This is a genomic window from Paludisphaera soli (assembly GCF_011064595.1).
Taxonomy (GTDB): Bacteria; Planctomycetota; Planctomycetia; order Isosphaerales; family Isosphaeraceae; genus Paludisphaera; species Paludisphaera soli.
This window is the reverse complement of the sequence record NZ_JAALJI010000013.1, coordinates 105,822-120,418: the sequence shown is the minus strand read 5'-3', so window position 1 is coordinate 120,418 and position 14,597 is coordinate 105,822. Positions and strand designations below refer to the sequence as shown.

Annotated in this window: 10 protein-coding genes; 5 read left to right on the top strand and 5 right to left on the bottom strand. The window is 70.0% G+C overall.

Annotated features, from left to right (window positions below; genetic code table 11):
* Positions 1-81: 81 nt before the first annotated feature.
* From G6O68_RS17380 to eutC, 3 genes are read left to right on the top strand one after another with little or no spacing between them, the layout of a single operon-like run.
* Positions 82-1,503, top strand: a complete 1,422-nt coding sequence (locus G6O68_RS17380) for an ethanolamine ammonia-lyase subunit EutB (protein WP_165249894.1) — start codon at positions 82-84, stop codon at positions 1,501-1,503.
* Positions 1,500-3,017, top strand: a complete 1,518-nt coding sequence (locus G6O68_RS17375; protein WP_165249893.1) for an amino acid permease — start codon at positions 1,500-1,502, stop codon at positions 3,015-3,017. The genes G6O68_RS17380 and G6O68_RS17375 overlap by 4 nt, the downstream gene beginning before the upstream one ends.
* Positions 3,014-3,817, top strand: coding sequence for an ethanolamine ammonia-lyase subunit EutC (gene eutC, locus G6O68_RS17370; RefSeq protein WP_165249892.1), 804 nt, complete (start codon positions 3,014-3,016; stop codon positions 3,815-3,817). Before G6O68_RS17375 ends, eutC begins: the two co-directional genes overlap by 4 nt.
* Before the next feature lie 20 nt (positions 3,818-3,837).
* Here eutC and G6O68_RS17365 read toward each other — a convergent pair whose 3' ends face one another.
* Both G6O68_RS17365 and G6O68_RS17360 read right to left on the bottom strand, forming a co-directional pair.
* Positions 3,838-4,962: an ATP-grasp domain-containing protein gene (locus G6O68_RS17365; protein WP_165249891.1), complete on the bottom strand. Its 1,125-nt coding sequence runs from the start codon at positions 4,960-4,962 to the stop codon at positions 3,838-3,840.
* Positions 4,963-5,030: 68 nt separating this feature from the next.
* Positions 5,031-5,378: a DUF6370 family protein gene (locus G6O68_RS17360; RefSeq protein ID WP_165249890.1), complete on the bottom strand. Its 348-nt coding sequence runs from the start codon at positions 5,376-5,378 to the stop codon at positions 5,031-5,033.
* A 312-nt stretch (positions 5,379-5,690) separates the two neighbouring features.
* On the opposite strand from G6O68_RS17360, the gene fae reads away from it, so the two are divergent.
* On the top strand, positions 5,691-6,185 hold the full coding sequence (fae, locus tag G6O68_RS17355) for a formaldehyde-activating enzyme (RefSeq protein WP_165249967.1): 495 nt from the start codon (positions 5,691-5,693) through the stop codon (positions 6,183-6,185).
* A 92-nt stretch (positions 6,186-6,277) separates the two neighbouring features.
* A complete protein-coding gene (locus G6O68_RS17350) occupies positions 6,278-7,153 on the top strand; it encodes an NAD(P)-dependent methylenetetrahydromethanopterin dehydrogenase (protein WP_165249889.1) in 876 nt (291 codons plus the stop codon).
* A 25-nt stretch (positions 7,154-7,178) separates the two neighbouring features.
* Here G6O68_RS17350 and G6O68_RS17345 read toward each other — a convergent pair whose 3' ends face one another.
* The 3 genes from G6O68_RS17345 to G6O68_RS32410 all read right to left on the bottom strand — a co-directional run bounded on the left by G6O68_RS17345 (position 7,179) and on the right by G6O68_RS32410 (position 14,593).
* Positions 7,179-8,234 (bottom strand): SMP-30/gluconolactonase/LRE family protein, encoded by a 1,056-nt coding sequence (locus G6O68_RS17345; RefSeq protein ID WP_206108120.1) that lies wholly within the window; start codon positions 8,232-8,234, stop codon positions 7,179-7,181.
* Positions 8,235-8,348: 114 nt separating this feature from the next.
* Positions 8,349-9,773, bottom strand: coding sequence for a DUF4331 family protein (locus G6O68_RS17340; protein ID WP_165249888.1), 1,425 nt, complete (start codon positions 9,771-9,773; stop codon positions 8,349-8,351).
* Between the two features lie 50 nt (positions 9,774-9,823).
* Positions 9,824-14,593, bottom strand: a complete 4,770-nt coding sequence (locus G6O68_RS32410; protein ID WP_206108119.1) for a GMC oxidoreductase — start codon at positions 14,591-14,593, stop codon at positions 9,824-9,826.
* Between the last annotated feature and the right edge of the window lie 4 nt (positions 14,594-14,597).

The following is a 14,597-nucleotide window of genomic DNA, read 5'->3' as shown; positions in this document are numbered from 1 at the left end:
GCTTTGCCGGGTCCGACGCCGCACAATAAGCCCACCTCTCTCGACGACGAGCAAGCAGGCCGCGATCCCGGGGTGGGCCCCTTGAACCTGACCACGACGCTCCGCGGCGAGCGCTTCGCATTCGGAAGCCTCGCCGAGGCGCTGGCGAAGGCGAACGAGGAGAAGTCGGGCGACCAGCTCGCCGGCCTCGCCGCGCGGACCGAGCGCGAGCGGGTCGCCGCCAAGATCGTCCTCGCCGGCCTCACCCTCGGCGAAGTGGTCGACCATCCCGTGATCGACCCCGACGAGGACGAGGTCAGCCGCCTAATCCTCGACCGGCTCGACGCCGAGGCCTTCGCCCCGCTCCGGGGCCTGACGCTCGGCGGCTTCCGCGAGTGGATCCTCGACGAAGCGACCACCGGCGAGACGCTCGCCGCCACGCGTGACGCGATCACGCCCGAGGTCGCCGCGGCCGTCGCCAAGCTGATGAGCAACAAGGACCTGGCCGTCGCAGCGGCGAAGATCCGCAACGTCTCGCGGTGCCGGAACACGCTCGGCGAGCGTGGCGTCCTCGGGATCCGGGTCCAGCCCAACCACCCGAGCGACGACCTCGCCGGCATCCTCCTCTCCGCGGTCGACGGCCTGACCTACGGCTGCGGCGACGCCGTGATCGGCGTCAACCCCGCCACCGACTCGGTCGACGCGGTCGAGACCATCCTTCGCGGCCTCGACCGCCTCATCGAAGCCTTCGGCATCCCCACCCAGGCCTGCTGCCTGGCGCACGTCACCACTCAGCTCGCCTGCCTCGACCGCGGCGCGCCCGTCGACCTGCTGTTCCAATCGGTCGCCGGGACCGAGGCCGCCAACCGGAGCTTCGGCGTCGACCTGGCGATGCTCCGCGAAGGCCGCGAGCGCGTGCTGGAAAGCCACGCCCGCCGCGACGTCCGCTGGGCCGGCGAGCAGGCGATGTACTTCGAGACCGGCCAGGGGAGCGCCCTGTCCGCCGGCGCGCACCACGGCGTCGACCAGCTCACGCTGGAGGCCCGCGCGCACGGCGTGGCCCGCGCATTCGACCCGTTCCTGGTCAACAGCGTCGTCGGCTTCATCGGGCCGGAATACCTGTTCGACGAACGCCAGATCATCCGCGCGGGGCTGGAGGACCATTTCGTCGGCAAGCTGCTGGGCTTGCCGATGGGGGTCGACGTCTGCTACACGAATCACGCGGAGGCCGACCAGAACTCGGCCGACAACCTGATGCTGCTGCTCGCCGCGGCGGGCTGCAACTTCTTCATGGGCGTCCCCTGCTCCGACGACGTGATGCTCAATTACCAGTCCACCAGCTACCACGACGCCCTGGCCGTCCGCGACCTCCTCGGCCTCCGCCCCGCCCCCGAGTTCGAAGCCTGGCTCGCCGGGCGCGGCCTGGGGCGGGGCGCCACGGCGATCGAGCGGGAGCAGGCGAAGGGCCGGGCGTTGCGGGGGCTCGAAGCCGTCCTCACGCAATCCGGAAACAGCAGCCCATGAGCGAGCCCGAAGCGCCCCCGATCGTCGAGGACGAGGACGCCCGACGCCTGCGAGGGCTCGGCTACAAGCAGGAGCTGGCACGTCGCCTGAGCGGCTTCTCGAATTTCGCGATCTCGTTCTCGATCATCTGCATCCTGGCCGGCGGGGTCAGCTCGTTCCACCTGGGCCTCAGCAGCGTCGGCGGGGCTTCGATCGGGCTGGGCTGGCCGCTCGTCGCGCTCTTCTCGCTGGCGGTGGCCGCGACGATGGGGCAGCTCGCCTCGGCCTTCCCGACAGCCGGCGGGCTCTACCACTGGGCCGCCATCCTGGGCGGGCGAGGTTGGGGGTGGGCCACGGCCTGGTTCAACCTCGCCGGCCTGATCACGGTCCTCGCCGCGATCAACGTCGGGACGTATCGCACGGCCGCCACCGCCCTGGGATACGGCGGCGGCGGGCTGGAGTCCTGGGGCGATCACCTGACGCAGGTCCTCGTGGTCGTCGCGATCACCGCCTCCCAGGCGGCGATCAACCACCTGGGCATCGGCGTGACGGCCAAGCTCACCGACTTCAGCGGCTACTGGATCCTGGCGGTCTCGGCGCTGCTCGCCGGCTGCCTGCTCGCCTTCGCGCCGAGTTGGGACTTCGGCCGCCTGGTGACGTTCCAGAACTACAGCGGACAGGCCGGCGGCGGCGTCTGGCCGGCGACCGCGAGCCTGGCCCTGCTGTTCGCCCTGGGGGGGTTGCTTCCCGCCTACACGATCACCGGCTTCGACGCCTCGGCCCACGCCTCCGAGGAGACCCTCGACGCGAGCGCCTCGGTACCGCGCGGGATCGTGCGATCGGTGCTGATCTCGGGGCTCGCCGGCTGGGCCCTGCTGTCCGCCGTGGTGCTCGCCGCGCCGAGCGTGTCGGAGGCCGCCGCGCAGGGCGAAGGCGCGTTCCCCTGGATCCTCCGGGGCGCGTTCCCGATCTGGATGGCGTCGGCGTTCGCGGCGGCCATCGTGACGGCCCAGTATCTTTGCGGGCTGGCGACGGTCACCTCGGCGTCGCGGATGGCCTTCGCGTTCGCCCGCGACGGCGGCCTGCCGTTCTCCCACGCGATCCGTTGGGTCTGCCCCAAACGTCGCTCGCCGGCCGTCGCGATCTGGACGACCTCGATCGCCGCGGTCGCCTTCACGCTCTACACGCCCGTCTACTCGACGATCACCGCGGTCTGCACCATCCTGCTCTACATCTCGTACGTCCTGCCCAGCCTCCTGGGCGTGCGGGCTTACGGGAAGACGTGGACGATCATGGGGCCGTGGAATCTGGGACGAGGTTTCCGCCCGCTGGCCTGCCTGAGCGCCCTCGGCTGCATCGGCCTGATCGCGATCGGAATGCAACCGCCGAACGAGCGTTCCATCTGGGCGATCGGGGCGATGACCGTCGTGCTGGCGATCGCCTGGTTCGCCGGCGAGCGGAAGCGATTCCCCGGACCTCCCGTCCTCCGAGAGGTCCACCGCCACGCCGTTCACCACGAGGCGGCCCCTCGATGAGCGATGAACTCCCGGATCGCCACCGGCCCGAAGCCCGCGATCAGCTCGCCCGCGTGCGTCGTCAGACCCCGGCGCGGATCTTGACCGGCCGGGCAGGCGGCTCGTACACGACGGCCGACTGGCTCACACTCCGGGGCGACCACGCGGCGGCCCGTGACGCCGTGAGGACCGAAGTCGATGTGGAACGCGACCTCGGGCGCACCTTCCTCGACCGCTGGGACCTCTTCGAAGTGGCCACCCGGGCCGCATCGAAGGACGAGTACCTGCTCCGACCGGACCTCGGGCGGCTCCTGAATCCCGAGGCGCGAGCCGAGATCGTGGCACGTCGGCCCGCCGGCGCCGACGTCCAGCTCGTCCTGGGCGACGGCCTGTCCGCAGCGGCGCTCCTCGCCCAGGTCCCGAGACTGCTGCCCGGGCTCGACGACGCGCTGGCCTCCGCAGGCCTCCGCGTGGGCACCCCCTTCTTCATCCGGCACTGCCGCGTCGGCGTGATGAACGACGTCGGCGAGCTCCTCGATCCGGCCGTCGTCGTCCTGCTGATCGGCGAGCGTCCGGGCCTCGCCACGGCCGAGAGCCTCTCGGCTTACCTGGCCTTCCGACCGAGATCGGGCCACGACGACTCGCGCCGGAATCTCATCTCCAACATCCACACCCGAGGGGTCCCGACCGATCAGGCTGTCGCTCGGATCGTCGACCTGTCGCGCCGGATGCTCGCCGAGCAGGTCAGCGGCGTCGCGATCAAGGAGACCTGGTCGCCCTCGCTCGCCGCCCCGTCGCGGGGCGCGATCGAGCCGTCCTGACCGGTCCCGGAATCTTCCCGTCAGGCAAGCCGGCGCATCCAATCGCGTTCCGCCCCATCGAGGCGGGCGAGACATTCGTCCGGAGAATCGGCCGACGCCAGCACCGTCAGGATCGGCTCCCCGGCCTCGATCACCGTGCCCGGGTGCGGAACGTCGGCGATGGCCGGGACGACGAAGGGTTGGAGATCCGACCACCGGGGGATCTCAACCGCCGGAAACTCCAGCCGGCACCTGGCATAGACGACGCGCTTGCCCACAAACGGCCCGGGGCCGATCGGGGTGGTCTCGTGGTCGATCTCGCCCGCCACGCAGGCACAGAGGTGGTCCCGAAGGAGGGACTGCCGCGCCGCAAGCTCGAACAGCTCCACCGAGGCGGTGTACCGCGGATTGACCTCCAGCAGCCACGGCCGGTCGTCGTTCAAGACGAAATCGGCCCCGAAGAGACCCACCAATCGGAACTCGGCCGCCAGGACCTCACCGATCCGCCGCACGAGGCCCTCGGTGCGCGGACCGAGGGTTATCGGCGCGATGCCTCCCTTGTAGAGGAACGGAGCGCCCGCGATGCCGTGGAACTGTCGGGCGAGGCCGACGAGTCGGGACCGTCCCCCCGCCGCGAGGAAGAGTGCGGAGAACGTGGGTCCCTCGATGTACCGCTGGAGATCGGCGTCGTCGTGAGGGTCGAAGCTCGATTCCCCCGCCCAGGAAACGCCCGTCCCTCCGGCCGTCGATCGGGATTTCCGGAGCCAGCCGACGAGAGGCCCCCCGGCCTCCGTAGGCTTCCTGAGGGACAGGGCCGGCAGTCCCGCATCGACGAGGGCTTGAGATACCGCCCACGGGTCGCGGACCCGGCGGAGGACTTGCGGGCCGTTCCCCAGCAGGGGAGCGACTCGCGTGAGGCGATCGACGAGGCTGGGCCGAGCCTCGATCGAGCCGGTGTAGAGCCACGCGTCGCAATCCTGGAGGGCCGAGGACGCGAGAGTCTCGACGTCCTCATCGGCCTCGAAGCGGGAGGCGTCGCCGACGAGGGCCAGGTCGGCGTCGGCGAACTGGTCCAGGCAGATGGGGCGGAGTCCCCCCCGCCGAGCGGAGAAGGCGGCGGCGCGGGTGCTGGCGCCGACGATCAGGATTCGCTCGATTCCAGACATGAAAAAACCCCACCCCGGTCAAGCCGGGGCGAGGCTCCTGATTGGCTCGCGATCGGGCCGATCGTCGATCAGCCGGCCTTGCTGATCTTCTCGGTCGGGGTCAGGACGTGCTTGCCGTCCTTCTCCACGCAGGTGCCGGTCACCTTCACCTTGACCGGCTTGTCCTTCTTGGCCGTGCAGAGGCCCAGGCCCGTGTGCGCGTCCTTGAAGTACTCGTTCTTCTCGAGATAGTAGGAGGTCTTCTTGCCGTCCTTCTCGACGAGGACGACGTTCTGGCACTCCTTGGTCTCACCGAGGGCGCACTTGCCGCAGAGGCCGTCGCCTTCGATGGTGATCTTCTTGCCGTCGTCGGCCAGGGCGGCGCCCAGGCCCATCGTCAGCATCCCGCAGACCGCCAGCATCAGAAGCTTGCGCATCGTTCTTCTCCGTCGTTGAAGTATCGACCGGACCAGCCGCGCAATGGACTTCGAGGAACGAACCCTCGATGGGGACCGAACGCGACTGCTCGACAAGTATTCAACCACCTTACGCGATCGGAAACAACCGCGATCCGTGGTTTCCGGCCGACGTCGGGGGGGGTTGCCGGGCGGTGGGCCGCCGTCTATCATGCGTGTCTCACTCGCGCGCCCCATGTCAGAGGCCCGCGAAGTCCGGACGCGCGCGGCGGCCTCTCCACAGTATCCCCGCGCGGCAATTTTCCAGGGAGTGCGAACGAGATGGCCGGCGAAATCCTCATGAACATCGGCGAAGCCCTCGTGGGCGAAGGCAACGAGATCGCCCACATCGACCTGCTGATCGGCAAGAAGGACGGCCCGGTCGGCGTCGCCTTCGCCAACGCGCTCGCGAACCAGTCGGCCGGTCACACCAACCTGCTGGCCGTGCTCACGCCGAACCTGATCGCCAAGCCGGCGACCGTCATGATCACCAAGGTGACGATCAAGGGCATGAAGCAGGCCGTGCAGATGTTCGGCCCGGCCCAGTCGGCCGTCGCCAAGGCCGTGGCCGACAGCGTCGCCGAGGGCGTGATCCCCGCCGCGGCGGCCGACGACCTGGTCATCGTCTGCGGTGTGTTCATCCACCCGGAGGCCGAGGACAACGCCAAGATCCTCAAGTTCAACTACGAGGCCACCAAGCTCGCCATCGCCTCCGCGATGAAGAACTCGCCCTCGATCTCCGAGATCACCGCCAAGAAGGACTCGGTCGAGCACCCCTTCGCCAAGTGACGAAACGAGACGCGACGCCGGCCGCGACAACCGCGCCGGCGTCGCCTCGTCCTCACTCCGTCCCCTCCTTCCGCCCACGCGCCGGGGCCGCCATGCCTGACGACAAAGCCTCGATCCTCATCCAGCTCGACGTCGACCCTCAGCCCAGCGTGTTCGACGCCGTGGTCGCCGTCGACGCCAAGGTGGACCACCTCTTCCGCCACGGCGACGCGACGCCCGAGAACGTCCAGGACCTCGTCTACGGGGCCCTCTTCACCCGAGGACCGGCCGACCTCCACCGCACCGCGCTCTTCGTCGGCGGCTCCGACGTGGCGAAGGCCGAGGCCGTGCTCGAGAAGATCAAGAAGACGTTCTTCGGCCCGTTCCGCGTCTCGGTCCTCTTCGACGCCAACGGCTCCAATACGACCGCCGCCGCCGCCGTGCTCGCCGCCGCCTCCAGCCTGGGCGGGTCGATCGAAGGCGCCCGCGCCGTGGTCCTCGCCGCGACCGGGCCGGTGGGCCAGCGGGTCGCCCGACTGCTCGGCCGACGTGGCGCTTCGGTGGCCGTCGGCTCGCGCGACGCGGGCCGGGCGGGCAAGCTCGCCGAACGCCTCGCCGAGAAGACGGGCGCCCCCTACGACGCCTTCAGCAACGCCGACGCCGACGACCTGGCCCGCACGCTCGAATCGGCCTCCGTGATCGTCAGCGCCGGGCCCGAAGGGGCCCAGCTCCTCGCCGCCCACCAGTGGCAGGGCCGGAGCGGGCTCCGCGTCGTGGTCGACCTCAACGCCGTGCCCCCCGCGGGCGTCGAGGGGGTCGAGCCGAACGACAAGGACAAGGACCGCGGCGGCGTCCGAGCCTGGGGCGCCCTCGGGGTTGGCGGCCTGAAGATGAAGATCCACAGGCGGGCGATCCAGGAACTCTTCCGGTCCAACGACAAGATCCTCGACGCCGAGGAAGTCCTGGAGCTGGGGCGCGACCTGGCCTGACGGCCGCGCCCCCCTCCTCGCGCGGTCAGGGCCGGGCCACGCCCGGCATCGCGCCCCTGGTCGCGGTCTGGATGCGACCGAGGTACATATCCGAGGCGATGTACAGGACGGTGCCGTCCTCGCCCCAGGCGCAGTTGCCGCAGGCCTCGCCCGTGGCGAGCGTCCCCAGGTGCTTGCCGTCCGGGGCGAAGACCAGCACGCCCCCCGGGCCGGTCGCGAAGACGTTCCCGGCCAAGTCGACCTTCAGGCCGTCAGGCAGGCCCTTGCGGCCCGGCACCGACGCCGTCACGTCCGCGAAGATCCTCCCCTTCCCGAGCGTGCCGTCCTCCTCAACATCGTAGGCCATCCAGACGGCATGCTTGGGGTCCGAGACGGCCACGTAGAGGGTCTTCTCATCGGGCGAGAACGCCAGGCCGTTGGGGAACGTCAGCTCCCGCGTCAGCAGCGTGAGGGTCCCGTCCGGCTTCAATCGATACACCCCGTTGAAGGCCAGTTCCTTGCCCTGGTCGCGACCCTCGCCGAGCAGGCCGTAGGGCGGGTCGGTGAAATAGAAGTCGCCGTTGGATTTGTACACGCCGTCGTTCGGGCTGTTCAGCCGCTTGCCCTCGTAACGGTCGGCAAGCGTGACGAACTTGCCGTCGGCCTCCAGCCGCGCGATGCGGCGGTCCCCGTGCTGGCACAGCACGAGCCGGCCCTGCTCGTCGAAGGTCAGCCCGTTCGACCCAGGCTCGCCGCCGCGAGCTGTCGCCCCGGTGTAGCCGCTGGGCTTGAGGGAGACGCTCGTCCCCCCCGCCTTGGTCCACTGGAAGACGACGTTCTCCGGCACGTCGGAGAACAGGAGCCGATCGCCCGCGAGGTCCCAGATGGTCCCCTCCGACCAGTTGAAGCCCTCGGCCACCCGCTCCACCCGGGCCTCGGGCGGGACGAGGCGGTCGAAGGCCGGATCGAGGCGTTCGATCGTCCCCAAGGTCGCCGGCTCGTCCGACCGTACGGCCGCCGGACCGCCCAGCGCGGCCGATCCGACCAGGATCGCGGCCCACGCCCGGAACATCCCGGCGAACGCGGTTTGATTGTTGCTCATATGTAAAATTCTCCCTGAAGTCGCGGCTGGCGCGTCGCGGATCGTCCCATCGAGACCGAGGGTATCCGATCCCAGGGGCCCTCGCAACGCGCCGGGGCCGGCCGCCGACGGCGGTCAGGCCTCCTGCGGGGGCCGTCGGAGGACGTACCGCCGCCGCAGCTTGCGTCGGTGGTAGAGCACCGCCACGAGCCAGTTCTCCAGGACGAGAAACGCGATCAGGCCGGCGACGATCCCGACGAGCTTGGCCTTGTTCCAGGGGTTCAGGCCCGGAGGCGCCGGGACTTCACGGTCTTCCCAGGGCTCGGCGAGATAGGGGAAGGTCGGCAGGAACGGCTTGTCGTTCGAGGTGGCTCGCGGCCAGCCGCCGACGTGGTGCGACAGCTCCAGCAAGAGGGTGTCGCCGTGTTGCGCCAGCAACGCCGCCACGTCGTCGGTCAGCAGCCGCCCGTTCGGGAAGCCGACCGGGAACCGCGTCGTGAAGACCATCACGTCGGGGACCTGATCCCAGCGGCGATAAGCGAACATTGATTGGAAGTTGAATCGCAGCGCCAGATCCCTCAGCAGGCCGGGGTGCTCGTGTTCCTCGTGGACGGCCTCGGCGTGCTCACGCGGAGGCAGCGTGTTCAGGAACTCGAATCGCGGGTTCTGGGTGCGGAGCGACCGGCCGACGTGATCGATCTGCCGCGAGCCCAGGTGGGAGGTCCCCCAGATCAACCAGTCCCTCGTCCCTTCCTGAAAGGCGGAGACCGGGATGCTCATCACCATGGCGACGACGTTGGTCTGGAAGAACGCGGGGAAGATGAACGGGTCGTCGCGGACCCCGGCCCAGGCGGTGATCCGTTCCGGATCGACTCGCAGGTCCTTGAGGTCCTCGACGATGCGGACGTCCTCGGCCCCGGACCTCGCGAGGCCCCTCGCCACGACGAGTTCGCGGAGCGAGGCGTCGTTCTTCAGCTTGAACTCGATCAGCACGTCGTCCTCGATGGTGCTCGGCACGGGGATCCTCCCGCCGTAGCGCACGCGCGACTCGGCGCCGGTCGGCCGCTTCACCTTCGCCTGCGGGTTCGTATCCGAGAACATGTAACCCTCGCCCGCGGGGGCCGGGGCGGACGCGTCGCCGGGCGTGTCGTCGAAGTCGACGGTCGTGTGCGTGTCCATGTGCACGCGATAGGAGTAAGGCTCCAATCGGAGCGTGCCCGACTCGGTCAACGCCCGCCGGACGCACAGGACGACGATCAGGTTCTTGATCTTCGAGCGTTCGTCCTCGCTCAGCGGCCGTCGCGGCTTGACATCGGGACTCGCCAGGGAAACGCCGTCGGTTCGTTCGAACGGGAAGGCCGGCGAGCCGTCGGCCAGCACGGGGAAGACGAAAAGGTCGGTGATCCCTCCTTCGAGCCGCTCCTTGTTGAACGGGTCGATCGGGTCGGCGTGATCGGAGGCCGTCGCGGTCGGAGCGAGGCCGACCGTCCCGGCGAGCGCGAGTGCGAGCGCGAGGATGGGCCGTCGTCCGGATGGGCGTCGAGTCGCGTCGGGGATCATGGCTACCTCGGGGACGACAGGGTGCCGTGGGAATGCGGTGAGCGGGGGGGTCATGGGTCCACCCTCCAGAACCAATCGGGATCGGCGAACAGCCCGGAGACGGCGTGATCGCCGAGTCTCCGATAGCTCTCCCATTGGGCCTCGTCGAAGAACTGGTCGCTGGTGCTCTCGTGCGGGAAGTCGCCGTGGAGCGAGCGATACTGCAGGACGTCCACGCTCTCGTCCCCGGTGATCGAGGCTTTCACGTAGAGCAACAGCGAGGTCGCGGGGGCGTCCATCCCGTGGCGCACCCGGTAGAGCGCCGCGTGCTTGCGCGAGGGCGATCCGGCGGCGGGCCGCAGTTCGTCGAGCGTCCCGAGCCGGCCTCGGACCTCCGGCGTGATCTCGTTCCGAGCGGCAAGCTCGTCGAGTTCGGCGGCAGTGAACGGCTCGACATGGGCGTCGAAGTCGATGCGGACCTTGCGGATCAGGTCGCCCAGGCCTTCCATCGTGAAATCGGGGTCGGCGCTCGCGTCGCAGACGATGATGCGGGGGACGCGGCGGCGGATCAGCTCGTACCCGCCCAGGTTCTCGAAGAAGCCGCCGTCGGAGACGTGCCAGTACTTCCCCCACGGTCCCGGGTAGAGCGCCAGCCACTCCGAGAGCAACAGCGTGTGGGTCAGGAAGGTCCGAGGCGCGATGTAGGAGAACCGTCGCAGGGCGCTCATGTCGGGGAAGCCCAGTCGGTCCGCCAGGGAGATGCCGCTGTCCCACCAGCGGCCCGTGCGGATGTTCGCCAGGCCGAACAGGAGCGCCGTGCCCAGCTTCGTCGACTGCCCGCGCCCCGGCCCCAGCGCCGCGCCGGATAGGGCCACCCACTCCCGAAGCGAGAGCATCTCCACCCTCCCCGTCGGCCGGCCCAGGACGTCGAGCGCCGGGTGGTCCGAGCCGGGGGGGACTCCCAGGGGGACCAGCCGCACCCTCGCCTCGCGGTCGGACGGCGTGCCCGCGTCGTCGCCCCAGGCGGCGTGCCAGCGCGTCCCCACGGTCATCCCCACCGGGCTCACGGCCAGGCTCTCCCCCTTGCGGTCGCGATTGCCCCGGAGGGAGGAGAAGTCGATCGTCTGGTTGACCGTGAGGTTGATGAGGTGGATCGGCCCCCCCATCTCGTGGGGCCGATAGTCCTTCAGCGTGCCTACGTCGTCGCCGGGGATCACCTCGGTGACGTCGGCCGACCCGGGCCTCCGCCGTTCGGGGTTCGAGGCCCCGAGATAGGCCCTCGCCAGCCTCGCCGCGTACATCTCGGAGAACGACGAGCGGTTCACGAACGTGAGGGCCGACGGATGCGCGAGCGCCAGCGAGTACAGGATCGCGCAGGCCGTGGCGATCATCCCCCTCAAGGGGGCGGCTCCGCCGTCATACGCCGCGTGGGCCGCGAACGAGTAGAGGATCAGCGGGACGGCGAAGAGGACGACGGCCAGCAGCCCCGCACCGACCTGGGCGCGGAGGTCGCGGGCCGACGAGGATTCGGAGCCCGTCCCGGCGTCCCCCTTGTGCACGAAGGCCCCGGCGAGGGCCCGGCCCACCGGGATCAGGCCGGCGATCGTCACGAAGAAGCTCGCGAAGGCCCCGACGTACAGGTCGTTCCTGGCCACGTACTGCTGGAGCGCGAACCCGATCGAGTCCACGACCGCCAGCAGGAGGGCGCCGGCCGTGAGCACCAGGGCGAAGCCCAGGTCGTAGGTCAGGATGTTCTTCGTGCGCAGCCTCTGCGTTCGCGTGTCGCCCGCCCCCACGGCCGCCTCGCGGATCCGCCCCCGTCGCCAGGCCATCTCGACGTGGAAGAACGACAGCAGCACCGAGACCGCCGCCAGCAGCGCCTCGATTCGCAGTCCGTAGTAGAGGCCGAGCACCACGAGCCCCGAGGCCACGAAGATCAGGATCGCCAGCATCAGCCCGTGGAATCGCTCCTGACGATGCTGGCAGACCAGCCAGAAGCCGATCCCCAGCGGGATCACCAGGAACAGCAAGAGGCCCTCGGCCACCAGGAGCCAGGGGCTGTAGAAGGGGCCGAGTAGGCCGTGGATCAGGTCGCCGACGGGCGTGCCGCCCCCCCCCGCCATGATCAGGTTGAGCAGCGCGAGGCTGGGCACGAAGAGCGCGTATCGCAACAACTCCATGATCCCGAAGACAGCGAAGAACATCACCCCCACGACCAGATGGACGCTGAGCAGGTTCCGGAAGTAGTTGGCGGCGTTGACGCGGCCGTCGCCCGACCCGCCGGGCGCCAGGTAATTGCTCTGCCGCCGCAGCCAGGCGATCGCGTGCGAGCCCGGGTCGATCAGCTCGCCCTCGACGTGGCTGGGGCCGGGCGGGAACGAACGTCCTCCGACCCCCAGGACCGGGGCCTCGCGGAGCCGATCGAAGCAGCGCCCGAGGAACGAGCCGATGTAGCCGCCGCCGGAGACGGTCGAGAGGAAGTCCACCCGACGCAGCCGCTTCGCCCGCGCCAGCGCCTGGAGCACGCCCAGATTGAACGTCGCGCTGCGGACCCCGCCGCCGGAGAGGGCCAGGCCGGTCACGTCGTCGGGCCAGGCGGAGACCCCGCCGTCGATCGGGTCGAGCGGCATGTCGGCCTTGCCGCCGTCGTCATTCACCCGGTCGCGCCTCGTCCGCAGGGCGGCGGCTTCCCGATCGCGAAGCTCCGAGGGATATTCCGGCGAGTCGGCGACCCCTTGCTGGGCGTCCTCGATCAGGACGTCGGCGGCCTTCTCGCTCGCCATGTAGATGTTCGTGACCAGGAAGTAGCCGGGGATCTGGGGGAAGATCGAGGCGTCGACCACGCGAAGCCCGTCGACGCCCCGGACGCCGAACCGCGAGTCGAGCACCGCGGAGGGGTCGCCGTCGGGGCCCATCCGGCAGGTCCCGCAGGCGTGGTGGCCCCACGCCTCGCGCAGGATCCATTCCTTGATCCGCGCGTCATCATCGGTCGGCACCGCGGCCGCTCCGGGGTGGCTCTCGCGCTTGACGTGAAGGCCCGCGAACTGCGAGATCCCCCGCACGAACCGGACGCCGTGGACGAGGGCGTCCAGGTCGGGGTCGCTCAGCGCCCGGCCCGGGCGATCGGCTTCGTTGAAGTAGTGGAAGTTGATCTCGGGCGTGTCGCGGGGGTCGGTCGAGCGGAGGCAGACCGTGCCCCCGTTGTTCCTCGTCTTCCCCTTGAGGATCACCCACGAGAACATGTCGTGAATGTGGCCGACGTTCGAGTAGCCGACCTCGTATCCCTTGAACGGCAAGGGGGCGCCGAAGATGAACAGGTCGGGCTGCGTCAAGTTGGGCGACGACCGCTTGAAGAGGCCCATCACGGCGCCGTTGGACGCGTACAGGCCGGTACCCTCCTTCCGCCATTCCTGGAGGTTCGGATCGGCCGACGGATCGGCCGGGTCGGGCTTCACGGCCGCGCCGGCGAGGAGCCGAAAGTCGGCGTTCATCTGGCTGATGAGCGAGACCTCGTACCGGTCCTGGAGATTCCGGCCCACGCCGGGGAGGTGGACCCGATCGGGCTGCTCGTTGGCGTCGCGGATCAGCTGGCCGTGCTCGTCGCGGAGGGCGCAGAGCGTCTCGTCGCCGGCCGCCCGGGCGACTTCCGCGAGCCGAACCGACTCGCCGATCCCCGAGAGCATCAGAAGCTGGGGCGTGTTGAACGAGCCGCCGCACAGGATGACCTCGCCCGTCGCTTTGACGAACGCCCGTTCCAGGACGCCATCCTCGCCGCTCGGCGTGACGTGGGCCCAGTAGAGCTTCGCCCCCCGGCGGAACTCCACGCCCACGGCTCGCCGCAAGGCCGAGCGATCAAAGAGCACGCGGGTCGCCAGGCAGTCGGTCCAGATGTGGAGCCTGTCTGGGTGGGCCTGGCGGACCTCCAGGAGCAGCTCGCGGGGGCCCGACCTTCGGCCGCGCCGGACGTTGGGCACCGAGTCGTCCTCTTCGATCGAGGTCCCCTCCCCGCAGACGGCCAGCGGGATGAGGACCACGCCCTCCGGGCTCTTGGCCTGCGTGATCGCGTGGTTGGGGTCCAGGGCCTCCGACGCCCGGCCCAGGAGGATCGTCCGGGCCAGGGTCCAGGCTCGGTCGAGCCCCGCGGCCTTGGCCTGCTTGAGCGCCGCCTTGATCATCCCGATGAGCTGACGATCGCCGAGGCCGAGCTTCAGGTCGAGGACGCTGGTGCGCAGCCAGCCGTGGAAGCCGTGCCGGCCCCCGGTATGGTCTACTTCCTTTCCGAACAGCCATCGGACGCCGTCTCGGATCCGGCCGAAAGCCCCTGTCGGGATCGGCGTGGGCTTGGGGAGATACTCGTTGCGCTCCAGCTTCTGGAAGTAGGTCCGCATGGCGGTCGAGCGCCACGAGTCGTCGTCCAGGTAGACCGCCATCTCGTCCCAGTCCGAGTCCGGGCCGGCGATGGTGATCATGGCGTTGTGGACGGTGCACCCCCCCAGCGCCGCGGCCCTCGGGTAGAAGATGCCGGCGTGGGTCGCGTCCTCGCCCTTCGTCGCGTCCGGTTCGTGCCACTTCGGGTCCGGGCCGGCGGGGGGATCGTCGTAATGCTTCACGAAGAACCGCCAGCTCAGCTCCGGGTCCTCGGTCGACGCCGCGTGCAGGCCGGGGACGAGGCTGACCTCGGGCGAACTCCCGGGATCGCCGTGCCCTCCCGCCTCCAGCACGAGGACGCGGTAGCCCGCCAGGGCCAGCCGGGCCGCCAGGGGCCCGCCCCCGGCCCCGGAACCGACGAGGATGTAGTCGAAGCCCTCGTGCCGCGGGACGTTCGTCTCGGCCGTCGTCATGTGT

Bases quoted from the DNA above. Each gene is read 5' to 3' on its own strand.
- G6O68_RS17375 (WP_165249893.1), top strand. From the start codon at position 1,500: ATGAGCGAGCCCGAAGCGCCCCCGATCGTCGAGGACGAGGACGCCCGA.
- G6O68_RS17340 (WP_165249888.1), bottom strand. From the start codon at position 9,773: ATGATCCCCGACGCGACTCGACGCCCATCCGGACGACGGCCCATCCTC.
- G6O68_RS17345 (WP_206108120.1), bottom strand. From the start codon at position 8,234: ATGAGCAACAATCAAACCGCGTTCGCCGGGATGTTCCGGGCGTGGGCC.
- G6O68_RS17365 (WP_165249891.1), bottom strand. From the start codon at position 4,962: ATGTCTGGAATCGAGCGAATCCTGATCGTCGGCGCCAGCACCCGCGCC.
- eutC (WP_165249892.1), top strand. From the start codon at position 3,014: ATGAGCGATGAACTCCCGGATCGCCACCGGCCCGAAGCCCGCGATCAG.
- G6O68_RS17350 (WP_165249889.1), top strand. From the start codon at position 6,278: ATGCCTGACGACAAAGCCTCGATCCTCATCCAGCTCGACGTCGACCCT.
- G6O68_RS17360 (WP_165249890.1), bottom strand. From the start codon at position 5,378: ATGCGCAAGCTTCTGATGCTGGCGGTCTGCGGGATGCTGACGATGGGC.
- G6O68_RS32410 (WP_206108119.1), bottom strand. From the start codon at position 14,593: ATGACGACGGCCGAGACGAACGTCCCGCGGCACGAGGGCTTCGACTAC.